This window comes from Streptococcus mitis (assembly GCF_047459985.1).
GTDB lineage: Bacteria > Bacillota > Bacilli > Lactobacillales > Streptococcaceae > Streptococcus > Streptococcus mitis_DZ.
Genome location: NZ_JASHHD010000003.1, coordinates 25,550 through 50,759, shown reverse-complemented (window position 1 = coordinate 50,759; position 25,210 = coordinate 25,550). Strand labels below are relative to the sequence as shown.

21 protein-coding genes and 1 pseudogene are annotated in these 25,210 nt (G+C 36.6%); 3 read left to right on the top strand and 19 right to left on the bottom strand.

Translation table 11 applies throughout. From position 1 onward, the window contains the following. Positions 1–122 precede the first annotated feature (122 nt). Positions 123–296 (bottom strand): hypothetical protein, encoded by a 174-nt coding sequence (locus tag QM959_RS03300; RefSeq protein ID WP_049474981.1) that lies wholly within the window; start codon positions 294–296, stop codon positions 123–125. A 190-nt stretch (positions 297–486) separates the two neighbouring features. Between QM959_RS03300 and QM959_RS03295 the strand changes: the two genes are divergently transcribed. Then, positions 487–1,347 (top strand): helix-turn-helix domain-containing protein, encoded by an 861-nt coding sequence (locus QM959_RS03295; protein ID WP_084946472.1) that lies wholly within the window; start codon positions 487–489, stop codon positions 1,345–1,347. Positions 1,348–1,429: 82 nt separating this feature from the next. On the opposite strand, the gene QM959_RS03290 is transcribed toward QM959_RS03295, so the two are convergent. The 8 genes from QM959_RS03290 to QM959_RS03255 all read right to left on the bottom strand — a co-directional run bounded on the left by QM959_RS03290 (position 1,430) and on the right by QM959_RS03255 (position 13,655). After that, entirely contained in the window at positions 1,430–1,720 is a 291-nt protein-coding gene (locus QM959_RS03290; RefSeq protein WP_000998897.1) for a DUF5966 family protein, read from the bottom strand. Between the two features lie 13 nt (positions 1,721–1,733). After that, positions 1,734–2,018 carry a DUF5962 family protein gene (locus QM959_RS03285; RefSeq protein ID WP_084925378.1) on the bottom strand — a complete coding sequence of 95 codons (285 nt, stop codon included), beginning with the start codon at positions 2,016–2,018 and terminating at the stop codon, positions 1,734–1,736. A 74-nt stretch (positions 2,019–2,092) separates the two neighbouring features. Beyond that, entirely contained in the window at positions 2,093–8,311 is a 6,219-nt protein-coding gene (locus tag QM959_RS03280; protein ID WP_414371421.1) for a DEAD/DEAH box helicase family protein, read from the bottom strand. A 47-nt stretch (positions 8,312–8,358) separates the two neighbouring features. Next, complete coding sequence (locus tag QM959_RS03275; RefSeq protein WP_014713375.1) at positions 8,359–8,769, bottom strand: thrombospondin type 3 repeat-containing protein; 411 nt, start codon at positions 8,767–8,769, stop codon at positions 8,359–8,361. A gap of 430 nt (positions 8,770–9,199) precedes the next feature. Next, positions 9,200–10,516, bottom strand: a complete 1,317-nt coding sequence (locus QM959_RS03270; protein WP_070586796.1) for a beta-carotene 15,15'-monooxygenase — start codon at positions 10,514–10,516, stop codon at positions 9,200–9,202. Positions 10,517–10,533: 17 nt separating this feature from the next. Then, a complete protein-coding gene (locus tag QM959_RS03265) occupies positions 10,534–11,265 on the bottom strand; it encodes an ABC transporter ATP-binding protein (protein WP_303404959.1) in 732 nt (243 codons plus the stop codon). Positions 11,266–12,152: 887 nt separating this feature from the next. After that, on the bottom strand, positions 12,153–13,370 hold the full coding sequence (locus QM959_RS03260; RefSeq protein ID WP_001291561.1) for a tyrosine-type recombinase/integrase: 1,218 nt from the start codon (positions 13,368–13,370) through the stop codon (positions 12,153–12,155). Between the two features lie 81 nt (positions 13,371–13,451). Then, positions 13,452–13,655: an excisionase gene (locus tag QM959_RS03255; protein WP_000814511.1), complete on the bottom strand. Its 204-nt coding sequence runs from the start codon at positions 13,653–13,655 to the stop codon at positions 13,452–13,454. Here QM959_RS03255 and QM959_RS03250 point away from each other — a divergent pair. Then, on the top strand, positions 13,639–13,890 hold the full coding sequence (locus QM959_RS03250) for a hypothetical protein (RefSeq protein WP_001845478.1): 252 nt from the start codon (positions 13,639–13,641) through the stop codon (positions 13,888–13,890). The genes QM959_RS03255 and QM959_RS03250 overlap by 17 nt on opposite strands. A 225-nt stretch (positions 13,891–14,115) precedes the next feature. On the opposite strand, the gene QM959_RS03245 is transcribed toward QM959_RS03250, so the two are convergent. Continuing rightward, positions 14,116–14,346, bottom strand: coding sequence for a helix-turn-helix domain-containing protein (locus tag QM959_RS03245; protein ID WP_000857133.1), 231 nt, complete (start codon positions 14,344–14,346; stop codon positions 14,116–14,118). After that, complete coding sequence (locus tag QM959_RS03240) at positions 14,343–14,765, bottom strand: sigma-70 family RNA polymerase sigma factor (RefSeq protein WP_000804885.1); 423 nt, start codon at positions 14,763–14,765, stop codon at positions 14,343–14,345. The genes QM959_RS03245 and QM959_RS03240 overlap by 4 nt, the downstream gene beginning before the upstream one ends. A 504-nt stretch (positions 14,766–15,269) precedes the next feature. Here QM959_RS03240 and QM959_RS03235 point away from each other — a divergent pair. Further along, entirely contained in the window at positions 15,270–15,623 is a 354-nt protein-coding gene (locus tag QM959_RS03235; protein ID WP_001227347.1) for a helix-turn-helix transcriptional regulator, read from the top strand. Positions 15,624–15,682: 59 nt separating this feature from the next. Here QM959_RS03235 and QM959_RS03230 read toward each other — a convergent pair whose 3' ends face one another. From QM959_RS03230 to QM959_RS03195, 8 genes and pseudogenes are all read right to left on the bottom strand, one after another. After that, a complete protein-coding gene (locus QM959_RS03230; RefSeq protein ID WP_000336323.1) occupies positions 15,683–15,850 on the bottom strand; it encodes a cysteine-rich KTR domain-containing protein in 168 nt (55 codons plus the stop codon). A 118-nt stretch (positions 15,851–15,968) separates the two neighbouring features. After that, positions 15,969–17,888, bottom strand: coding sequence for a tetracycline resistance ribosomal protection protein Tet(M) (gene tet(M) / locus QM959_RS03225; protein WP_206284113.1), 1,920 nt, complete (start codon positions 17,886–17,888; stop codon positions 15,969–15,971). 15 nt (positions 17,889–17,903) lie between these two features. Next, positions 17,904–17,951 (bottom strand): annotated as a pseudogene (locus QM959_RS03220) (hypothetical protein); the annotation flags it as partial. Positions 17,952–18,264: 313 nt separating this feature from the next. Beyond that, the gene (locus tag QM959_RS03215; RefSeq protein WP_001224318.1) at positions 18,265–19,197 is read right to left on the bottom strand and encodes a conjugal transfer protein; all 933 of its coding nucleotides are present in this window, start codon (positions 19,195–19,197) and stop codon (positions 18,265–18,267) included. Beyond that, positions 19,194–20,195 carry a lysozyme family protein gene (locus QM959_RS03210; RefSeq protein ID WP_000769868.1) on the bottom strand — a complete coding sequence of 334 codons (1,002 nt, stop codon included), beginning with the start codon at positions 20,193–20,195 and terminating at the stop codon, positions 19,194–19,196. The genes QM959_RS03215 and QM959_RS03210 overlap by 4 nt, the downstream gene beginning before the upstream one ends. After that, positions 20,192–22,369, bottom strand: a complete 2,178-nt coding sequence (locus QM959_RS03205) for a CD3337/EF1877 family mobilome membrane protein (RefSeq protein WP_000804748.1) — start codon at positions 22,367–22,369, stop codon at positions 20,192–20,194. The genes QM959_RS03210 and QM959_RS03205 overlap by 4 nt, the downstream gene beginning before the upstream one ends. Positions 22,370–22,371: 2 nt before the next feature. Beyond that, positions 22,372–24,819 (bottom strand): ATP-binding protein, encoded by a 2,448-nt coding sequence (locus QM959_RS03200; protein ID WP_000331160.1) that lies wholly within the window; start codon positions 24,817–24,819, stop codon positions 22,372–22,374. Further along, positions 24,803–25,195 carry a conjugal transfer protein gene (locus tag QM959_RS03195; protein ID WP_000723888.1) on the bottom strand — a complete coding sequence of 131 codons (393 nt, stop codon included), beginning with the start codon at positions 25,193–25,195 and terminating at the stop codon, positions 24,803–24,805. Before QM959_RS03195 ends, QM959_RS03200 begins: the two co-directional genes overlap by 17 nt. Positions 25,196–25,210 lie beyond the last annotated feature (15 nt).

The window sequence follows — 25,210 nt, the reverse complement described above, 5'->3', positions numbered from 1 at the left end:
GTATAACTAGTTAGTTATATGAGAGGGTAATAGGGTATATCAAACTTACAAGCTCCCTTTAAACCCTTCAATCTGTGGCATGATCCATTGTATAAATGTTACTTCACAAAAAGTTTAACAAATCAATCCGCCAGTCCCAGATCAACTTCTTTAGTTGTTGCAGCTTGTTGTATAATTCTCGATTCCCAGATATATTGTGATTGATTTACAGGTTCTTTGTAAAAGAAACCGCTTCCAAACAATCCTAAAAAGGACAACATAAAAATGATTTTACGAAACTTTGCTAAAATACTCATATTAACCACCTTTTTCTTATCTTTACACTTGTAAGTGTACTACTTTAAATATTCTTTGTCAATAAAAAACAATTCTTTTTTTCATTTTTTTTTTGTTTTATTTTTTTATGACTATTTTTGTATTAGAAAGTTGAAAAATAGAGATTAAAAGTATATAATTAATCTTAAATTTATTTAAAGAGGGTTAGAGATGACCATATTATCTGATAAACTAAAATTCAAGAGAAAAGAAAAAGGTTTCTCACAAAAGACACTTTCCGAAGGAATTTGTGAGCAAAGTCAAATCAGCAAAATCGAACGTGGCAACTATATGCCTGCTGCTGATTTACTCTATAAACTTGCAAATCGGCTTCAAGTTCCCTTAGATTATTTTTTCGACGAACAGATTGAAATGACTTCCAATATAACACCGTTTAAGAAATTAGCAGAAAAATTACTTGAAGATCGTAATTACGAGGATTTAGAATACCTCTTAAATTTAGAAAAAGAAAAGTCTCAGTATCTGTCTACTGAGGATGAATTTTATCTTCTATGGATTCAAGCGATTATCCTTTTCTACTTACATAGTTCCAAAGATGAAGCTATCGCCAATCTAGAAAACGCTTTGCCAAAGCTTTCGGTCAGCTCATCTGTGTATCTTAAACTTCTCAATACTTTATCTAATTTTTATTTTTCTGTAGGACGTGATGCAGAATATGAAGAAAATAACTCACTTCTTATCAGTTTGTATCAGGAAAAAGATTTAAATCACCAAGAGTATTTATTTGGTTATATTCGAGTTAAACATAATTTTGCCTATTATTTACACTCTAAAGGTAAGGAGTTAGAAGCTGTCCAAGAAGCCTTAGAAACCATTGATTTTTGTAAACAAAAAGAGACCAGCTATCAGCTAGCACCTCTTTTAACTATCGTTGCAAATGCCGGAAAAGATTTTTTAAAGCACGATGAAATTCTTGACTATTATTTACAGGCTCGTGATATTTGTAAAATTTACGAGCACAAGCTCTTGATGGCTAAAATTGACCATTTTTTGAAAGATAAGGATAGGTGACTTCGATCGTAATAAGTTATAATTACCAATTAATTAGAAACATAAAAGTGGAGAGAAACTAATGTCGTTTTCTCCACTTTTGTTAATATCCCCTCTTCCACTTGTATCCTGCCCAGCATGCTAAAGCAAGTAAAACTAAATTAAAGATGATAAAGAAAGTCGTAAAACCAAATAATCCATTTTGAGCTAAATCTGCCGTGTAAAGTTCAGTTTCTGTAAAGAGAAGATAAATTCCATAGACCTCAACGAAAATAAGGAAACTGACAAAACCAATCAGGAAAAGTCCACTGGCAATAAGAAAGAGTCTCCATAAAAGAATGAGAATTCCTCCTACTGCTAAAAAAATTACTGGAATAAGGAGTAAATCATTCATGACTTTCTCCTTTCTAGTCAATCAATTGACGATAATGGGTGGCAAGAGAGGAATCAAACTCTTCTAATTTTTGAACTAAGTCCAAATACTCCTCTTTTTCATGTTCTTCAAAGTCCACACCTCGATGATTCTGAAGAGAGATTTCCAATTGACTAGTGAGTTCTCGTTTAGAAAAACTGTAATCGCCTGTCACTTCCTCATAATGTTCCTTTAGCTCCTTGTAGGTTTGGTATTCTTCAGGCGTTTGAAATCCCTGTACCAAGGCCTCTTCTAATTGATAATAGGTATCTTCCATCATAATCGTTACCTCGTTTCTTTCTATCTTTATTTTACCGCGCTTTTCTTTTCTTGTCCGCTATTTATATCTATTTTTTAATCTAATTCAAAAGAAAGTTGTTCCTGCTTTTCGTTTCCTTTTTCGTGGAATTGTCTTAAGGCCTGATCAATAATATCTAAATCCGTTTCTGTTTCAATCAATGGCGCGAGTACATCGTATTCGGCCTTTTTAGTTTGATAATCCTCTTCCTTTGGAAAATTTTTCTCAATTTCTACTTTAGCAGTATTCCATTTATCCTTTAATTCATCCAATAAGTTCTGAGTTTTCACTTGGTCCTCTTTAATGTGATCAATCGTATGCTGAAGCCTTTGAATTGTCCCCAAAGGAGAATACAAATCCAAACTGACAGAATACTGATTTTCTCCTACAATCTTAACAGAGAAGGTTTCAGGAAGAGGTTGATTTATTGGAAGACTAAGCATTTTAATGTCAAATCCTCGATAGCTTGCTAGGGTACGAAATTCTTTGCTGTCAGCTTGATTATGACGGATAAGACGGTGTAGGGATTCCCCTGCTTCAGATCGTTGATCAAATGCTTGCTTGCCTACTGTCATAGAAAATGCCTGGTCTTTCGACATTTCAGACTGTTGAATGTCGCCTTCATACTTGCTTAATCGTTTCTCAAGAATGGGCATATTTTCTTCACAGTAAGAGATTGTATGACGATAGTGATCCTTGCTGCGTTGAAAGGCGCGTCTTTGATTTTCTAATAGAGTTAGATCATTCTCTAGTTCCATCTTATATTTGAGATAAGGATTACCTGTTGCTAGTGCCTTAAAATCAGAAGCTGTCATGGTCTGCTCATCAATGTCTTCTGCAGCACGAATCGGCTCCTTAGAAGTCATAATCTGCTTAATATAACGGAGTTTGTTCTCCTGAGTTGCCCATAGATAATTATCAAATGAACCTTTGGTAATGTAGTGGTAAATATCCACTTCCTTGTTTTCATTTCCCTGTCGGATAATCCGTCCATTGCGTTGCTGAATGTCACTTGGTCTCCACGGTACATCCAAGTGATGAACTGCTTTCATCTTGCTCTGAACATTTAAACCTGTTCCTCCTTTTTCAGTTGAGGCAAGAAGAATCCGCACCTCTCCTGCATTGACCTTTCGAGACAAGCTATTCTTCTTTTCATCACTATTGGCATCATGTACAAAGGCAATTTCTTTACTAGGGATTCCTCTATCAACTAATAATGCCTTAATCTCAGAATAAACATCAAAGCCATTGTCCTTTTTCTTAGGTGTGCCAATATCTGAAAAAATCATCTGAGTAGCCTTATTTTCCATTCCCTCACGATAAATTCTCTCAACATTATCCACTACCTGAAGCAGTTTATGATTGTCTGCTAGACTATAACTAGAGTCCAATAAACGCATATCAATAGCTAATTTTCGTGCCTCACCCGTAATTTTTAACATGTTATCCTGACTCGGATTAACTGTTCCACATTTGACCATATCTGACCTCATAACTAATTCTTCTAAATAGAGTTTCTGGTTTTCAGTTAACTCACTCTCAATAGGGATAATATGAGCTTCTGGAACAGGTAAATCCAACATATCTTGTGTTTGAATGTCGGCTGTTTCTTTATAGATTTTCATCAACTCAGGTAGATTGACAAACTTTTTAAATCGTTTCTTAGGTTGGTACTTATCCCCTGTAGGAGCTAATTCCATAGAGTTTTGAATTTCTCCAAAAGCACCTACCCAAGAGTCAAAATAATCAACTTGATAGCGTTTTAAGATATCGGGTTGAATATAGTTCATCATAGTATATAACTCACTAATAGAATTGGAAACAGGTGTTCCTGTCGCAAAGACAATATTTTTAAAATCATGTTCTTCCTGAATCTGTCGAACCTTCATTTCCATATCCACATTCTTCTTAGAAGTTGTATTAGTAATCCCTGCTACATTCCCAAGTCCAGTAATTGGACGAATATTTTTAAAGTGATGTGCTTCATCCACAAAGAGAAAATCAATTCCTAAGTTCTCAAAATCAATAAAACTATCACGATTAAAGCGTTGCAGTTCTTCCAATTGTTTCTCTAGACCACTTATTGATTGCTCTGCTTCTTTAACAGTATACTTATTTTCAGAATGTGTTTTAATCTCTCGTAGTTCATTAAGTTTATCCTCGATATAGTTCATCTGTCTTTCCTTACTGACAGGGATTTTTTCAAATTGAGAATCCCCAATGACAATGGCATCGTAATCTCCTGTAATAATACGAGAAACAAATTGTTTTCTTCTCGCCTTCACAAAATCTTTCTTAGTGGTCACAAAGACTTTTTTAGTAGGGAAAAATTTCATGATTTCTTGGCCAAACTGAGCAGACAAACTAGAGGGCACCACATACAAGGGCTTATGAACCATCCCCAACTCCTTTAATTTAAAGCCAGCACCAAGCATGGTCAAGGTCTTTCCTGAACCTACCTCATGAGCTAATAAGGCTCTTTTTTCTTCTACGATTCTTTGAATGGCATTCTCTTGGTGAGGACGAAGACTGATGTTTTGTGCCAAGCCATCAATGACTAGATGGCTACCGTCATACTCTCGACTAACCGTTCGATTATAAAGACGATTATAGCTTTCCTCAATGACTTGTTGAACTTCTGGATACCGTGAGACAAAATCTTGAAAGAGCTCTTGTAAATGCTGCTCTTTCGCTCTTAGAACAGAAGTTTTTTCCAAATCTGTGATGGTCTTTTTCTTTTCTCCTTCCGTAATAGTCATGGTAATCGTCGGTTGGTTCGAATTAAGTAAATTCTCAAAAATCTTTCTTCCTGTATCATAACGTGACCCACTGACTCCAAGACTACTATCTTTGGCACTTGGATAGCGATAAGCAAATGATGTCCTTAAATGAACCTGGCCATCGACAGGATTCACTTCAATGACTTGTTCAACATCAGGCGAAGACAATTCAAATTCACGATTGGTAAAACATTCAAAGGCAAATTTACCATAAACGGATTGAGGAATCCAACGTGACCCTATTTTAAACTCAATATCTGCCAGATGAATCCTTGGGGGGCGAACAGATTCTAACAAATCTAAAGCATGGTTCCAATCATATTCTTGGTTGTTTTCCTCCACTAATAGTTGAACTACTTCTATCTTGTTGAGAATGTCTCCTGATAAAAACTGGTTCTTAGAAAGGTATTTTCTTTCCCCTCTTAAATAGCTTTCTGGATCTATTAAAATCTGGTCACCTAACTCATCTAAAATAGCAGCTTGGCTATGTTCGGGATAAATGGATACCATATAGTCTAAATCAACCCCTCTACCATCCGATAAACTGGAGTTTAAGGCATCTAGAGCAGTTGAAACTCTTGTAATCACTCTCTCTGGCCTAACCAATGCTTTCTCAAAGGCTAAAGATTTTTTATATTTTACTTTCTGATCTTTAGAATCAATGTATTCATCTTCTAAACTTGCTAGTAAAGAATACTTATCGTCACTATCAAATAAGTTCCGATTGACTGAGGCATTCAAGTATCCAAATTGACTTACAAAGCGATCATAGTCACGATTGAGTTTACTAAGTAATACCTGAAAATCTGTCCGACTATAATCTGGATGACGTTGAATTTCAATTAAGGATTGATAGGTCTCTCTCAAATCAACCATGCCCTTAATACGACTAATGTCCTTATCCGATAAGGGACTTTCATAAAAGACAGTTTTTTTGAACAGTCCCTTATATTTCCCTCTTTTACTCGCTTCTTCTGACTTGTAAACATCTAGTGCTTCCTCATCTGTCAAATGAAGTTGCACGAATCGATCTATTTTATGTTCAGACAAAGAACTGTCCCAGGATTTAAAATCTCCCTTCTCGTCTACATAATAACTAATTTCGTCTACTTTTGAACTTTTCCGAATGCCATGCGTATCTCGGTAATAAATTTGATTTCCCTCATATCCAAAAGAATAGAGCGCTAAGTTCTCACGTATACGACTTGGGATAGAATTATCTATTTCTTCTTGGATAAAAACAGGTGCTTTCAAAGAATTGTCAATTTGTTTAGGTGCTTCCACATTCTCTAATGCTTTCATTATGTCAGTAGCTAATGTTTCTGATACCCCCTTAACATTGAGAGTTCCTCCATTAAAATTACGAACCTCATATTGACCCAAAACTTGTGTATTGTATTTCCCATCAAAATAAGGATTGATCCAGACACGCTTATCCTCCTCAAAGGGAATAGAGCCACTAAAAACAAGTTCCTCCTCATTAAGATTCTTTTCTTGATCCTTTTGAAAGAAGAGGAGATCTGTGGTCACTCGAGTACCTGCAATCTTTTTAAAAGCCGTATCCGGCAAACGAACACCCCCTAAAAAATGAGTGTTGGTTTTAATCTCTTGTAAGACATTATCTGTCCGCTTATCCATTGTCCCGATAGAAGAGATAATCGAAACTTGTCCTCCGTCTCTTACTAAATCAAGTGAGTGTTTGACAAAGTAGTCGTGAATCATATAAGGTTTATCATAGTTTTTATCAGCAATCCGAAAATTTCCAAATGGAACATTCGTTAAGACTAAATCAAAACTATTATTTTGATAGGGAACTTCTTCAAATCCTCGCACTTCAATATGGGTATTGGGATGGAGTTGTTTTGCGATTGCGCCTGTCACACTGTCTAATTCAACCCCATAGAGTTCTGATTTCTCTCGTATACTTCTAGGCATCGCCGCAAAGAAGTTCCCAGTCCCCATAGAAGGATCTAAAATCCTTCCTCCCTCAAAACCATCATCCAGTAACTTTTGCCAAATCTGGAGAATAATCATTGGGTCTGTATAATAGGCTGTGAGAGAACTTTGTTTCATGGTGGAGTATTCTGATTTACTTACTAAGCTCCTGAGAGTTAAACGTTCTGATTCATACTTTGGATTGAGTTCATCGAAAAATTCATTGGCAAGACCACCCCAGCCAACATACTTGGCTAGTAGCTCTTGTTCTTCTGGATTCGCTTGTCGTCCCTCTTTTTCTAATCTTTTAACAAGTTCAATTGCGGCAATATTCGTTTCAATTTTTTCTCGGTTTGTCTTAGGATAAAAGTTCTCTAAATCATCTGGAAAAACAAAATCTTGAACAGGGACATCCGTCTCTTCTATGCCTACAATAAGCGTTTCTGTTTCCTTACCCTTTTCATTTTCTTCTTCCAGGTAGGAAAACAGATCTATTTCCTGGCTTTCACTTGGTGATTCAATCTCAATCTCTGAATCTTCTTTTTCAAGTTCTAAATGAGACAATACTTGTTCAATCTCTTCCAAACTGTTCAAGTATAAGATAGGATTCTCTTCAAATAACTGGTTGGAATCATTGAATAGCTCTAGGCGAACTAAGCCATTTAACTGCGCATTTTCAATCGAAACCAACTGAAATACTTGTCCTTTATAACTTACTTGTGAACCGATTGGATATTCCCTCAAAGCTTCTTCTACAATTTTATCTACTTTAGATAGGGAATGAACTTCCACATTTTCTTCTACCTGGTCAATATTATCTAAAGGTAAGACTGCTTCCTCTACTTGCTTAGACTTTTCTCTTATAGCCTTTACTTCATCAAAATAAGTAATAATTTTCAGCTTTTGTGTCAGTGGGAGTTGTGTGTAGTTTTCTTCATGATGGACAAGATCCGTAACGATATCTAAAGTAGCCATCAATTCTGAACCCAAATAGGCTAGAACATCTCCTTCTTTTTCTTCAAAATGAATCTCAAGAACTTCTTTTTTTAGTTCTTTGGAATCAACCATTAGAAGAAACTCCTCTATATCTCTACTAATGCGGTCAGATAGATTATTCGCAACCCGATAGACATTGACTAAATTGACATCCTGATTCTGATGAAATACAAGCTCACTTAATGGTGTTAGCTTCTCTTTCTCAGATTGGATGTAAAATCGAGTGAAAAGATTATAGGTTGCGACTTCTAGCACCAAGTTTTTCTCAAAATTACTTAATTGAGATAATTTACTTAGACCTGCTTGTCCAAAATTTCTTGCGTAACTTTCTAAATCTTGGTCATTATTTTCAGAACTGGCCTCTAGGAAAGAAATAATATCTTGATGAAACGAATAGACATGAGGTATCTCTTCTATCTTGCCCTCTTCAGTCAAAAAACTCTCTACCAAATCCTGCCATTTCTCATCAAAATGTTGCGCTTGATAACGAAGAAATAAGTCCATTTTCTCTCTATCTTTTGGAATTGTTCCACGAAACATAGCCAATAATTGTATTACTTCCATACTCGCTCCTTTCATCTATACGAAAATAGGAGAATCACATGATTCCCCTACAACTCTATCTCCATTTCAACCTCTTGAGGACTGATTTCTAAATCACTAGATAAAAGAGAAACGGCATCCGTTCTCATGTAGTAAGTATATAAGTCTTCTAGGTCTTGTTGGTTTTCAATCCCTGTTTCAATACTAATCAGAGCCTGTATAAATTCCTTGTAGTGACTCTCCATCATATCTGAAATCTTTTGTTTCATTTCCATAAATACTGAGGACGGTTCAGTGATACTTGTTTGGTCTATGTCTTGTAAATCCTTTTCTAAGGGATTGGTTCCTTCTTCTATTTCCACTAAATCTGAACGTCCATCACCATCAGAATCTGCGCTAAGGGGATTGGTTCCTAGCGCCAATTCTTGAGCATCAGTTAATCCATCTTGATCCGAATCACGTTGATAAATGGCTTCCATATACTTCCTTCTTTCTTAGTTAATCTTTTTTCACTCCAATCCTACCAAATATTCCTTGAAAGAAGTATCACAACAAAAAAGAGAACGAGCCAAAACTGCGTTCTCCTGAAAATGATAAAACATTACTATTAAAATAGATTACATGTAAAACTCTAATCAGGCAGAGCCTGCTAACTCATGACAGAAAAAGATGTTTAGCCTATAATGAAGGTGAACAATACCAATCCGTGATCTTTAATAGGGTTTTTCCTAGCCTGTATGTAAAACTGCATGAACAAGAGTCATGAGATAACTCGAATATGCCTTGAGCATGAAAATATCTTACTAGTAGCCTCTTGTTCTATTGTTCAAATAGTTAACAGGAGGTTTTTATAATGGAAGTCATGATTGAAACGTGTCTGTATTCTTTTGAATCAGTAACTATTCCAATTTATCTATCTCGAAATATATAGAATCCCTTTGTAATACTATAAAAAACAACTAACAAAGAAATAACTATAAGACTCGGTTGCCAAAAACCCGATATATCTACTACACTTTGGCCTAAAAGTTGGCCAATAAAGCTAACTAAAATTAAAATAATTAAATTGAAAATTACTGATACTAATAAAATTAACACCGAATGTATTAGTGCCTCGCCTATACGTATTTTAAAAAGTTGTGATCTTGACACTCCCAGTGTATTTAACTGTTTAATGTCTTCAATATCTTTATTAGAAGATAAAATTGTAAGAGAAATAGAACTAGTAATAATCAGAATAATTGGAGCAGACAGATAAGCAATAAAGGAAGCTCTTGCTTCGAGTACACCGTTTGCTTTATTCATGAATGAATACATATTTTGGGTGTAAAGAATAAACCCAGAAATGAGAGTTACTCCCATGCTCATTGAAGTTTGTATACTTTTCAAATAACTAGGATTGGATAGTAGATTCCAAAAGCCTGTATTGATTACATAATTTTCAGTTGGAAATATCCTCATTAAAAATTTTATTAGAAACACTTGAATTGATGGAGATAGTGATTGAATAATAAGGATGTGAATAATTAATAAAAATAATATTATGCTTGACTGTGTTGAAATTATTTCTTTATTTCTGCTAAAACTTGCTGAAACAATCAAACCTATACATAGTAACCATAGGATTAAACGAACAGAGATGTTAACAAAACCAGTTACTGTAACTTTTCTTTTTTTCTTTTTTGGTTTTAATATTGATGATATTTTAAGTATACGACTTGAATAAAAGTAAGCCCCTATCCCGACAATTGTTGGGACTATGAAAACACTCAATAAAATTGATTGAATGTTGGCTGTAATAACTAAATCAGGTAACTCATCTCTTCCTAATAAATTTTGTAAAAATTTGTAGTAACTATCTGTCACAAAAAATGAAAGTATTGTACCAATACTACTAACAATCACTGCCATTAAATAAAACTGTCCAGATACTAGTAAAGATAGTTGAGTTCTGCTTGCGCCTAGGGTAGCCCATAATTGGTAATCCTTTTTAAAGATATCTATTAGCAGCCTTATATTATTTGAAATAAGGAAAAATAAAGTAGTCCCTCCAAAAATTATTAGCATTTGAAAAAGTTGTGAAGCGTTAATATTAGCAGTATTTATTGAACTAGCAATACCAAATAAAGATGTTCCAACAATCAGGCTAGATACAAATAGTAATGGTATTGTTCCTAACCATTGTCTTTTTGAGTACTGAAATTGGTAAATGATTAATTTTAGCATAATAAAACCTCCTCAAATTAATCTTTACTACTTTCAAGTGCTTGGTAGAGCTCATCAGCTGAAGGTTTAATAATTTGTTGAGATATTTTTCCGTCTTTTAAAATGAGTGCTCTGTCAGTTTTTGAAGCCAACTCAATATCATGAGTGACCATAAACACACATTTTCCTTGACTCGCTAAATTACGAAGTGTTTCAAAAATAAGTTTTCTTGAGACGCTGTCCAGAGCTCCTGTTGGCTCATCAGCAAAAATAATTTTACTATCAGCTATTATTGCACGAGTAATAGCCACTTTTTGCTGTTCTCCACCTGATAAGGTAGCAACTAATGATGATAGTTCTGCTTTAAAATTCAAACTATCCAACATTTTTTTTACTTTATTTCTATCAACACTCTTTCCTGAGAGTCTCAGAGGAAGTGTAACATTTTCTAGTACAGGTAGAGCGGGTACCAGATTATAGTTTTGAAAAATAATTGCAATATCTTGCCTTCTAAATTTAGCAAGCTTCCCTTCTTTTAAGGTATATGGATTTATACCATTGATAACAACTTCGCCACTTGTTGGTTCAGATAAACTTGATAAGCAACTTAGCAAAGTAGACTTTCCAGAACCACTGATACCAAGTATTGATACAAATTCCCCATAATTGACAGATAAAGAAACATCTTTCAAAATAGAGACAGTTTTGTCTTGCCCTAACAAAAATTCTTTTGAAAGGTTTGAGACTTTAACAGCTACATTATTAACCATAATAAATCCTCCTGATTCCAGTGTCATCTTTGATTTAATTATACAATATTGGATTTCTATTAATATTAAGTAAGTAACTTATGAAACGTATTTTTTATGGATAAAATTTCCATTTCCTCTGAATCTCGAATAAAGGTCTTCAGCGAACTAAGAATTTTTTTCTATTACCATAATAGTATCATAAATGAGGCTTGATTGAAAGCGTAAACATAGCTTTGATAAGTGATACAACTATTCTATACAAAATTTAAACATAAAACTTAGGTATACTTAATAAATGAGAATTTAAGTTAGCTATAACGAAGATAGTAGCATATGTAAAACTCTAAGCAGGCAGAGCCTGCTAACTCATGACAGAAAAAGATGTTTAGCCTATAGTGCTGGCATTAAAAAATCCTCACACATCACGCAAGGAAATCGCTAAATAAAACAGGCTTTGACCATGTCGGGATTAATTGCAGCACATTCCAAGGATCCAGCTTTTTCTTTTTTTTATAATCGAATTTCCCAAAGAGTAAGCAAGATGAAGGCCGTCATTGCTTATGCTCATAAGATTCTCAGAATCATTTACAAACTACTTTCTGCCAAGCATACTTATCAAAAAGAGAAGGGGCTAGGACTGAGGAAACAGTTCTAACGCCAAAACTAAAAAATTTCAATTACACGCTAGTACAGGAATTGATTTTTTACGCTTTCTTACTGTTTTTTCAAATAAACAAAGTATAAATTTCTAATTATCTTTTTATATTTTCTTAAATGCTCGTAAAGCCTTATTCTATGTGCTTTCGAGTATTTTTACTGTAGGAAGATACTTCACGTTTCTTTGCATATTTCCTCATGTCTTAGCTGTCAGAAGTGGTAAATAAGTAGTAAATTCATTTGTACTACTAAGCAACAAGACGCTCCTGTTGCTTCTCTTTATTCAAGCGTTTCATTTCTGCCATTGCAGAATCGAATGTTGCATGTGCGTAATAGTTCAGCGTCATGGCTATATTAGCATGTCCCATAATGTACTGTAATGCCTTTGGATTCATTCCTGCATTTGCATAGTTGGTACAGAATGTATGTCGCAAACTATGTGGAGTGATGTGTGGCAATTTATCCTCGTTATACTTATTGTATTTCTTAACAAGACCTTTCATCATGCCGTTGTAATCACTTGCCACTTTTGGATAGTTCTTTCTATTAAGAAAGAGGAAATCACTATATCCATCAATCTCAACACGCTTATCATTCTTTCGATTCGCTAACACTCGCTTAAATGCTTGATAGGCTTCTTCAACCATAGGAACTTGACGTTCGCCACTTTTGGTCTTTGGTGTTTCAATGTAGTACCCAATTTCAGTATCTCTCAATAGCTGATGGTCTATATTGACAAGACGATTCTCAAAATCTAAATCTGGAAGTGTCAAACCACCAAACTCTGAAATACGAAGACCTGTTTTTAAGAGTATCAGAATTTCATCATAATTTTTGCTGTAGGTTTTATCAGCTTTTGCAAAGGCTAACAGTTTTTCTTCCTGTTCTTCTGTTAGTACGGTCTTAGGGACAGTATCATCATCAAGAACTGCTTTCAGTTGAAAGTCAAATGGATTCTTCCGAACACAATCATCTTGTATAGCAATATAGAATGAAGCCTTTAAAGAACGTTTGTAGTTATTGATGGTTTGATAAGCATAACCATTTTCACTCATTCTAATAGCCCATTCTTTAGCGTCTGATGGCTTAATACTGTCAATACTTCTTACACCTAACTTGTCTTTCTTCAAAATATCCATAAGATATTTGCGTCCAGTTTCAGTGTTTTTTCTAACCTTTGGTCTTTGAGCGTTCTGTTTTGCGTAAAGCTGGCAGAGTGTCATTTTCTTTCCTACAACATCAATACCATCATGAATGTCTTTCTGTAACTCTGCGATTTTCTCTCTAAGTGAGATACAATCACGCTTTCCTGCTGGTACTCGGTCTGTAGCCACAAGTTTCCACGAGTAAACAAATTGCGGTTCTCCAAATGAATCTATATATTTGTATAAGTATCTTCCGTCTTTTCGTTGGCTCTCTCCAGTCTTTAAGATTCGACCTTTATTGTCACGTCTTTTTTCTGACATGGCATTTGCTCCTTTCCTTTATGGAAAGAGCCTTGATACGACTTAATACTATTTTATCATATACAAGACCCTTTGGCGACGCTAGATTGCGTCCAATGTATCTATAATTTTTTCAAATTGTTTTCGTTTAATCTGAATACGATTGCCATTCATAATCAGCCAATTTGCATTTTTATTTTCCTCTGCCAAGCGTCGTAGCTTGTTTTCGCCAATACGAAAATATTTTGACGCTTCTTCAATGGTTAGGGTATAACGTTCCCAAATAGGAATGTCAGTCTGCTTCATAAAATCCTCCTTTCCAAATCACTTATTTGGATTTCATAAAAGTTGTTTTACCAGCAATCGAACAGCTTTAGCAAAGCTCACGGGAGTTCCACCCCTGCATGGTTCTCATGTAGCCATACTCATTGCCTGCGACGGTTTTATCACGCTCGGACTATTGACTGTATGGGAGTATCATTATCACGATAAGAATGTCGTTGCAGGCAATCCTGCTAAAGATTGCTTCTCGGATCACTAACATGAATCGCTCGCTATCTTTATAAGATAGGTCATGGCGGTTAGTTCCGTTGGCTCTTTTCTTATCGAAACGTATTCGATTACTTTTATTCAGTTTTCAAAGAACAATGGCTCGTTAGCCTATCAAAACACATTGAAAGCTCAATATGCTTTGGTGGAATAACAAACCTCCCTGTTCGGGAAGCGTGGAATGGTTTAGCACGCTTCCACGAAAGGAGAGAGGATATTACTTAATTTCAAATGACAAAATCTTTGTAATCAGTCTGGTTTCCATTCTTCCACGTAAGACTTCATCAACGACCATACTTTGATTGCCATATTCATCTTTCATAAGTCGTAGGGAACGCTTCGTTATGTACCCTCTGTAATGATGTAGAATCTGGTTAATCGCTTCGGTATCGCCATCTGTTGCCTTTACAATGAGAGGAAAGGGAATCATAGGATATTGTGTTTTCATTCTTCAAATTCCTCCATAAACTTTTTAATTAAGGCTAGTCCACTGGTTCTATGCCGATAGACAGTAGAACGGTTCAATTTCAACAGGTCTGCAATTTCTGAATCGCTCATGTCCATAAAGTAAAACAGCAGTAGAATTTCACGTTTCTTGTCTGGCAACTCACGTAATGCTTCACTCAACAAATCATTTTCAACGCCTACTGATAACCCATTGAGTGTAAAAATCTGAAAGTCAGTTGAATAGTTATCTGTTGTCGCAAACTGGCTAACAAGATAATCGCCAACATCCGAAAAGGACACCTCACGCTTTGCAATCCTTGAAAGATAAAGCATATAATTCTTTCGCTCGTCTTCCATAGCACGTTTACAGATATAGTCAAACTGATTTTCTATTGTGGTCTGAAAAGAAGATGGTTTCATGTTTCTCACCCCCTTTCTGTCTAGGAAAGGAAGTGAGCCTTGCTCGTTTATCTCCTTTCACTCTTAGTCCCAATGTGAAAGGGGGATTTGTTGCATTACTGATAAATAAACTTTGTAAAAAAGTTCTGAATAGCCAAAAAAGCATATAAACAGATTTATTTCTCTGTTTACATGCTTCTGTTATTCTATCTATATGATTTATAAAACCACATTGGTGGACGTACTTATCTATTGCAGATAGACGACTTTTTTTGACAAGAACCCAATGTAAGGAAATTTATTGTATATGATGTACTTCATGGCGACGTTGACCTCCAACAAACCGCCATTTGGAAGTAATATACAATATTTTAACAGCGTAAATAGCACTACCATATAACGGTTTTTTTTATTGGCGTTTAGTAGTGCTTTTTATTAAATATAAACCTATAAACCATATAACACGTTTTTCTATACCTGTTTTTAATTCAGTAGGAACAATAAAATGTATAGAGGTGGTCTACTATGCGTAAAAAAGAAGATAAATATGATTTTAGAGCCTTTGGTTTAGCCATTAAAGAAGCTCGATTGAAACGAGGTTTAACTCGTGAACAAGTGGGAGCATTGATTGAAATTGACCCACGGTACTTAACTAATATTGAAAATAAAGGGCAACACCCCAGCATACAAGTTCTTTATGACCTTGTATCGTTACTTCATGTTTCCGTTGATGAATTTTTCTTACCTGCTAATAACTTGGTAAAAAGCACCCGACGATTACAGATAGAGAAATACATGGATAGCTTTACAGACAAAGAACTATCCTTAATGGAATCTTTAGCCAGCGGTATCAACGAAGCAAGAAACATCGAAGACTAATTAAAAGAATCCATACATAACGGAAAGAGCCGATAAAATGAGATTGTATTAATCTCATTTTATCGGCTCTGCGTCTTTGCGTCTGGCTCTGTAATCACAGTTACTTTGAACTGCTTTATTTCAATTAAATTTTCTTGTCTGCATTTCGGACAATAGAGGGGGAATTTTTTTAATTCAGTATCTTCCCTTATCTTTAATCGTGTTTTATTTCCACATACAGGACACAATATCCACTTGTAGTTTATAATAACTATCTCCTCCTTTACACTTTAATTCAAATCTTTATTAAAAAATATTTCATCTTATTTAACAAGAAACCATATTTATATAACAACATAAAATACACTAAGTTATTTTATTGAACATATATCGTACTTTATCTATCCGACTATTTGGACGACGGGGCTGGCAAACAGGTTCACCGGTAGTAACATGGTACCCTTTTAACTCTGTTAAACAAACACTACGTCCATTTGTAAAGAAAGTTAAATCACTACGATATTCTTGAATACACCGAGCAGGGATTTCTCCACTAAGAATGACCTCATTATTTTTCAATTGAGTGTCTACGATGTTCGCACAATATTTAGGAGCATCGTTGTATGCTCGTGAAAGATATTCCTGTGGCGCATAAATTTTAAAACTAAGATATGGCTCTAACAATTCTGTTCCAGCTTTTTTTAAGACTTGTTCCAATACAATAGGAGCAAGCATCCGAAAATCTGCTGGGGTACTAACAGGGCTATAGTATAAGCCATACTTAAAACAGATTTTACAGTCCGTCACATTCCAACCATACAATCCTTGTTCGCAACCATAGCGTATCCCTTCCATAACTGCATTTTGAAATGATTGATTTAAGTATCCAAGAGAAACCGAGCTCTCATACTGCATTCCACTTCCCAACGGAAGCGGTGATACAGATAAACCAATGGAAGCCCAGAAAGGATTTGGCGGCACTTCGATGTGAATGGTATATTCTGCATTTTTTAACGGTCTCTCCATATAAATGACTGTAGGCTCTTTTAGTTCTATCTCCACATGATACTTTTCTTGCAACAGTGCACTAATCACTTCCATTTGTACTTTCCCTAAGAAAGAAAGTATAATTTCATGTGTCGTAGAATCCACGTAATATCGTAGAAGCGGATCACTATCTGAGATTTCCAAAAGGGCATCAAGCAACATTTCTCTCTGTTCAGGTTTACTCGGTTCAACAGTTGTTTGTAGTAGAGGGTGCGGATTTTCAATCTTTTTTCTCTGTGGCAATAGTTTTGTATCTCCAAGAACACTATTTAACTTCAAAAACTCATTTTGCAAAATAACAATTTCTCCAGAATAAGCTCTATCAATCTTACATAATTCACCATTTATTGAAGTATACATTTCTGTAACTTTTATTTTTTCTTTTTCTGATACTCTAACCGAATCTCGTAAATGTAGTACTCCACTATAAAGGCGTATATATGCAAGACGTTGTCTTTTTTTTGTATATTCAATTTTGAAAACATTTCCGCAAAGTTCAGACTGACCTCGATGTGTTGATGAATAAAATTTATTCGTAATCACTTCTATAAGGTTATCAATCCCTATATTGTTTTTTGCACTTCCGTGATAAACAGGGAACAGGGAACAATTATGAAATCTTATGCTTTCCTCTTGTTCGAGTTCCAATGCTTCTAATGATTTACCGGACATATATTTCTCTAAAAGGTCATCGTTTCCCTCTATTACCGTATCCCATTGTTCAGATTCGGTAAAGTTCGTCACACACATATTAGGATACAGTTCTACCTTCTGTTTGATTACAATTTCGGCAGAAAGTTTCTCTTTAATATCCTGATAAACCGTTGATAAATCAATTCCATTTTGGTCAATCTTATTGATAAAAAAGATTGTGGGAATCCCCATTTTCCTAAGTGCATGAAATAATATACGAGTTTGTGCTTGTACGCCATCTTTTGCAGAAATCAGTAGAATTGCCCCATCTAAAACTGATAATGAACGATATACTTCTGCTAAGAAATCCATATGTCCTGGCGTGTCTATGATGTTCACCTTCGTATTTTCCCACTGAAAAGAGGTTATTCCTGTCTGAATTGTAATTCCTCTCTGACGTTCTAAAAGCGTATTATCCGTCCTCGTTGTACCTTTGTCCACGCTTCCTAATTCTGTAATCGCTCCACTGTTATATAATAAGCTTTCTGTTAAGGTAGTTTTTCCCGCATCAACATGAGCTAAAACTCCAATATTAATAATTTTCATGTGATTTTCCTCCATTCAAAAGCCCAAAAGGGCATAAAAATCCCAGTGATAAATACTCTTATCACTGGGATTTTTATGCATAACCATAGGCATACAAAGCATACAGATATTCTCCGGATACTTTAGAATCACATGATAAAGGTATTCTTAAACTGGGTACAAAAAACTAAGCCCTCCTAAAAAAGGACATCCAATTATTTGTTCCCACTATCAAATTGACAGTTTATTTAAGAATACCTTGCCGCATATTTATTAACTCCTTTTAAATAGATACTTAAATTATAGCACGTAAGAGCATATTTGTAAAGGAATCTCCAATTTTTTATCAAAGAGAGTACGTGATTACAAAATAGCTGTAATAATGTACCAATATTTGTTATTCTATAATCTTCCAATTACTCCCGTTCTTTTCAAGTACCAAATCAAATTGAGATACCTGCGTTGCTTTGGTCTGCTGGTCGATATACTCCACTGTCAGCGATACCGTGACTTGATTATCCTTACGATTGTGAATAGGATTTACCAGTTCTTGAAAGATGTACTCTTTTCCGATTGGTTTTAATATCCCGTCATTCACATAGTAGGAAAGTTCACTGGCTGTCGCTGTAGGATAGAGCTTGAAGAACGTCGTTAAAAACTCATTGATTTCATTGGTTGTAATGGAATCAACCGTCCCCTCACTTTCAATGGCTTTTGGTTTATAACTTGATTTCTTAGGTATGTTGGTAATGGTCGGATTCTTAACCAGTACCATATTTCCAGAACCATCTACATAGACACTCACTATATAAGCAGAGTGGACGGTCTTTGTATTTTCTCCCTCTGTAATGAGCTGGTCTACACTGTAGGTTACATTAAACTCATTGTCGCCAGTTGGCTCTACCGTCCATATCTGAAATCCTCTTACAGAAGACGATACAGGAATATCTTTGCGTACTGTATCAACATTGAGAGCTTGAAGTTCATCTGTCAGATAGCCTTTTAGACTTTCCATTCGATTATCAATGGACTTATCGGATTGCTCCCATGAATAGTAGACTTTCGCAAAGTTCTCTACAAAATTTTCTACATGATGAGTATCAACGTATTCCTTTTCTATGATAGTTGTTTCGTGAATAGTATGAGTATCTATAGCTGTAAAGTGCTTGAATATCGCAAAGCTGAAACTAAGCCCTAAAAGTACCCACAAGGCAATCACAACCTTTTTATGAGGATTGACCTTATAGACACGAGGTTTCTTTTCCTTTGGTATCTGTTTTTCTTTATTCTGATTTTTTCTAAATTTCATCATTAAATCTTCCTTTCTCATTGTTTGATTCGTCCTGCTCCCACTAAATGCTGTTGCCAGTAGGGGCTTGTTAAGTCGGCATAACCGATTGGGTCGCCTGCATGAAACATACGGTTATTGCCAAGGTATATCCCAACATGAGTAATATAAGAGCCAGCGTTATAGGTAGAATGAAAGAAAACCAAATCGCCAGCTTGTGCTTCCGATAGTGGGATATGCTGGGTCACATCATATTGCTGTTGTGCGGTTCGTGGTAAGTTAATTCCAGCTTTTCCATACGTCCATTGTGTCAGTCCGCTACAATCAAAAGAAGTAGTCGGGGAAGCTCCACCGTAAACGTATCGCCAGCCCTCATATTTCAGTGCTTCGTCCATGATGGCTTGTACCGTATCATCATCAAACTCTGTTGTGACAAGATACTGCGTTACCAGTTGCACATAAAACATATTGCCATAGTTGTATCGCCAGCCCCCATTGATAGGTATGGCTATGGGATTGGGGTAAGACACTTTTTCGCCACCTGAATACTCTTTTGAGAAACTTTGAGCCAGTTCAAAGGTATATTTATTTCCACGATTAGCCACATACCCTAAGAAACCACCACCATAATTGTAGGACTGGATAACCGATTCTAAATCTACACTGAGCCTTTCGCTACTGGCTAATAATTCACTGAAATACTTCACACCTTGCTTAATGGATTCTTCTGTACTCAATGAATTAGGTGGAAGACCGAGGGATTCCGAGGACTGCATAACATCTTCCGCAGTACCGCCCGATTCCACCTGTATAATCGCAAGAAGTATGTTGACATATTCTTCAACGCCATATTCTTTGGCATATTTTTCTACCATAGGCTTATGAGCCAGCACTTCTGCGGAAACATTCACACCTCCATAATGAATATTGGAAATTCCGCTGTCCTGTTCATCTGAAAATAAAATGGCAACAAACAGAAGCAGTGAGAAGACCATCAAGAATAATCCAGAACCACCAATCACTAAAGTTTTCAACTTCATGGTTTCTTACCGACTTTCTTAATGGTGGCGGTTTTGATTGGTGGTCTACTTCTTGTATTTTGTAGTGGTACTCTTTGAACAGTAGACGGACGTTCTTTTGTGATTGGACGTTGTGAAGTTCTATCTGCTGTAGTGGTTGAAGTTGCTGGCTTTTGAACGGTTTTTTCTTGAACGGTATTGCCTTGGCGTTCCACTTTTGGACTTGAAAAATCGGACTTAACTGCTGGACGCTCTTGTTTGGCTTGTTGAGATTCCTTATATGAAGTCTGAATATTAGACTGTTTTGAGGTCTGTTCATCATGATATTGTTCTTGTCTTGTAGTCGGTCTTTCATGAACAGAAGAAGCAGGCTGTTTTTTCTGTTTGACCTGTTCCATTTCAGAGCGACGCTTCGCAATGGTTTTTCGCCTTTGTTCCTGCTGTTCCTTGCGTCCACTGGCTCTGTCCGCTTTGGTTTGAGAAATACTACTGGTTAAATCACGGACATTCTCTTTTACTTTGGATTTTCCTTGATATACTGCATATCTTGCATTGGTCGGCAAATCTTTAACCTGTTCTTTCAAACCACTAGCAGTGTCTACCATTCTGTCTTTGGTATCAGCTACTGTACCGATGGTTTGACCGATACGTTTTCCAAGTGTTGATTTTTCCTTTCCGTCTGGTCGGGAGTGATCTGCTTGTGTCCTTGCAGAACTCCCCGAACCCGACTGTCCTTTTTTACCTGTAACAATGGCAGACCCAGCCCCTAGAGTAGTCATGGAACGTCCAAGTTTCCGCTGTAGACGGTGCATGTGAGCGTGCATAAGCATACGAGGTTTTCTCATCACACGACTTCCCACACTTTGAGAATCGTTACTCTGTAGAGAAAACATACTCATTAAATCGCCCAGCTTGAAGTAGATTCCTGCAAAGGTCACAATCTGTAGAAAAGCAATCAAAAAGAACGGATAACCAGCCGATAAGGTATAGAGCATGGTTGAAATACTAAATGCTGTCGTAATAATCAATGTGATTCCAGCTCGTGTCAAAATGGTATTAAAGAGCTTTGTTATGGCTCGTTTTGACATACCATCAAATGATGGAATCATGCTTAAAATAAAGCTCACAGGCAGAAACATAGCATAGATGATAAAAAGTACCTGCGAGAAAATCATGATTCCTGTTAATAGGAATACAAATATGGAAATCCCAATATTGAAGACAAATAGGAAGAAGACTGTACCTAAACGGTTAATGGTCTTTGTAATGGTTAGATTGGTATTGCTTCTGTCTTCAATTTCTTCCGCAACAATTTTTTCTCTGTCTTCGCCATTGTTGGAATCTGGGCTGGTGGAGAGCAGGCTTTCCACACGGTCAATACCGATACTTTCAATGTCTGAACTGTTGTATTGAAGCAGTAGCCACGGTTGCTGAACCTGTATGGAAAACAGGCTATCTCTGATTAAGTCCACGCTGTCCTTGCCTTGACTATCGGAATGGGGCATGACAATCTTCGTGCCAAGTGATAAACTGGCATTACTGATGTCTGATGAAAAGTCATTGATTTTTTTAATGTAGTCGGGAGCGTAGGCAATAAAGGAAGCCGATAGGATAAACACCAGCACAAAATTCATAATGGCATGAATTGCCTTTGTGGTTTCTCTCTTTATCAGTCCCGTATAGGCAACATAAACCCCAAGAACCAAAATCAAGAGTAAGAGGAATCCAACATAGAAACCCTCTGTTGAAAATCCGTTTGCACTCACACCAGCTAAGGTCTGCATATTCTTACCAATGGAATCTGCTGTAGCGGAAATGAAGTCTAAGGAATAGGCTTCCTGTACTAAGTAACCTGTCGCATTGGAAACATACAAACTGATTGTCCAAATAAAATTGGTAATGGCATATAGTCCATACATGACCTGTTTTCCAATCCCGTCCGACCAGTTCCACGGAAGCCAGCCCCAGCTATTATCCACATAAAAATCCAGTTGATAGTTTTCAAGTGGGTATCGGCTGTATTCATTTGCCACATTGACCGTATCATCTACCAAGCCCGCAGCTTGAACCACCGTTCCCAGCATGGCTAAAAGAAAAATGGCAATCACAAGTGTGAAAGCCACTGTCATTGCCACTTTACCTAGACGTTTCAGCGTCCAGTTTGATTTTATTCTGTTTACTATTGATGGTTTCACATTTACACCTCTTTTCGCACAGGTGGTCTGGTATCAAAGGCATGGAGCAGTTCTTCAAATACAGGGTGGAACTGTATCACACCGACACGACCATATAAATCACTGATAAGGCATTGCCCGTTTTCCAAATCACGCAATCGCTTCTGATTGTTTTCGTCCTCTGGGTCTACACCAAAAAAGGCTAAGGTCTTTTTAATCTCGTTAAGGTCAGTGGAACGAAATGCAAATTTTAAGCCGAGGTTATTTTTCAGTTTTTCATCTAAGAGGTCGTCTGTATTTTGGGTCACGAAATATACCCCAGCGTTCATAGCACGACCAGCCCGAACCAGCTTCATAGATAGTGTTTTTCCTTGTGCTACCTGTAAAAAGCTCCATGCTTCGTCTAAATCTACAATCTTGAAAATGCTTCGGTCTGTATGGATAAAGTCTAAAGCAAAGGTACTAATGACAATCAGCATAGCAACGGATAAAAGCTCCATAGTGGTATATTCCTCAAAGGAAGTTTCCTTGTCGGGAAGTACCAAGTCCGCAACCTGTATAATGTTCAGTTGTTTTTCTAAGCTGATAGACTGCTCCACATAACCATTACTGAATAATAAATGTGCAAAGTCATAGTCTGTAAAACTTTCGATATGGTCGGCTATACTGGTACTTAGTGGCGTATTCTCAACCCGTAATTCCTCAATCACTTTCATCAACCCTCGTACTTCACTATTGGTTACTGCACGAATGGCTTTTCTAAGGATTGGGAAGCGTTCCCCATCACGAGAGGAAATCCCCGTAAGGAATGTCAGAATATCAATAGCCAGTGATTCAGAATCTTTGGGATTTTTCATAATCACATAAGGGTCAAGTAAGCCTTTGTTTTTCTCATCAGAAGTCAGAGTGACGATATTGATTTCATGGGAAATCTCTGGCAAGGTTTCTTTCCATCTGCCACGTTCTGCTTTTGGGTCTACAATCACTGCTTGTGCCCCATAAAGCACCGCATAATAGACGATAAGGTTATTCGCAAAGGATTTACCACCACCCAGCGAACCAACAAAAGCCGACGCTAACGCATTGGTTACTGAACCCTTAACCCCTTGACTGGCAAGAGCAGGTTTCAGATAGACATTGCGTCCAGTATCTAAGCTGTAGCCAACATAAATCCCCTCATTTTCCCCCAGCATTTGAGTAGCACCAAAACCTAAACCAGCGAGGAAATCAGAGGTCACGTATTGAATATAATCATTCATATAACGCTTGCTGGCAGGTAAAAATTCTTCATGTAAGCCGAGCATATCCCCAAATGGTCGTACCAGTTTTACGCTTAAATCGTCATAAAAATCTTTCACTTCATTACAACGACGTTTGAGTTCGTCAAGATCATTTGCTGATACCCTTACCACATAAGACAGCTTGTACATAGATTCCTTGCTTTGGTCTAAATTGGTTTCCAGCTCATTCACACTTTCCAGAGCTTCCGCCACATTGGAGCTGGTTTCATTATCACTTTGCCAAGCGTGGTTATCCAAGTCTTTCAGTTCTTTCTTTTTATTGCGGACAGTAGATAGGGCTTTACGATTCGCTACAATTTCCACATTCATTGACGTATCAATCGGGAATGTAAATTGCTGTTGCTGGTAGTAGAAGATTTCAGAGGACGGGAAGTCCAGTTCTCCGACAATGCTGTTAATGGTAAAGTAAGCTACATAGACGGTTTCATCTTCCTGCTGGATTTTCAAATATCGCTGTTTTTCTTCCACCAAACAGCGAGTAGGCTTAATCAAGTCATAGTATTTAATCAGCGTTTCATTATCCAGCTTTTTCTTTGATAGATGGTACTCATACTCTTCATAGGCAGTGCCTGTCTGTCCGTAAAGGTGTTCAATCAGATAGCCGAAGTCGTCCTTATCTAACCTGCGGATTTTGAAACGACGAGAGATTTTATTTTCTAAGAGCTTTTCCATCTTCTGAAAACGCAGGATTTCATCATTACTCATACTAACAAAATCGCCCATCAGCTTATGGTTCACATCATAGACAAAATCAGACAAAGCATTTTTTGCTTCAACGGTAAGACTTTTCATAGAAAACTCCTGATCGTTGAGAAGCAACTTAAAGCCGATAAAGAAACGGTAGTTCACTTGATTTTCGCCAATCATGGATATTAAAGCGTCTGTCTGTTGGTCGATTTTGTCATAGGCAACCGCTTTGAGCTTGCCAGTGACTTCATTTTTGGAACGCTCTTGTGCAGAACGTATGCTGGATTCTGTACTGATTTGTAAAGCATGAATTTTGCCATCACGATTTTGTGCGATAAGCTGTCTGAAAGAATCATGCACTTGTATTTTCTGTTCTGGACTTAGAAATGAGTAATTGTAAGGAACAAGCTCATAGTAAGCATAACATTCCCCGTCTTTATTCCAGACGAGATTGTTTTCAATGTATTTAATTGGATATGCCATAAAATTCACTCCTAACTGCTGTAATGGCTTCTTGTGGCTGGTTTCTGCCAAGCGTTACTTTTTTTCCTGCATAGGTCAGCTTTGGTCGCAGTGCATAAGCAATGACAGACTTCAAAAATCCATAAGGCTTTTTACCATCAAAAGTTTTTGTAGACATAAACCATGTGAAAGCCACAGGAATCCCAAAGTATTTGAGAAATGCTCCCTCTATCATGGAAAGAGGGGGCAAGTTGCCAAGTATCATCACTGCAAAGAGTGACACGACAAACCATGTCATTTGCGTAAAGGTTATGGGAAACGGAAGTCTAAAATCATTGATAGAATACAGTACCTTTTCCACAGACCAGATACTGGTATAGCTTCGTATTTTCTTCATGTAATCAATCCTTTC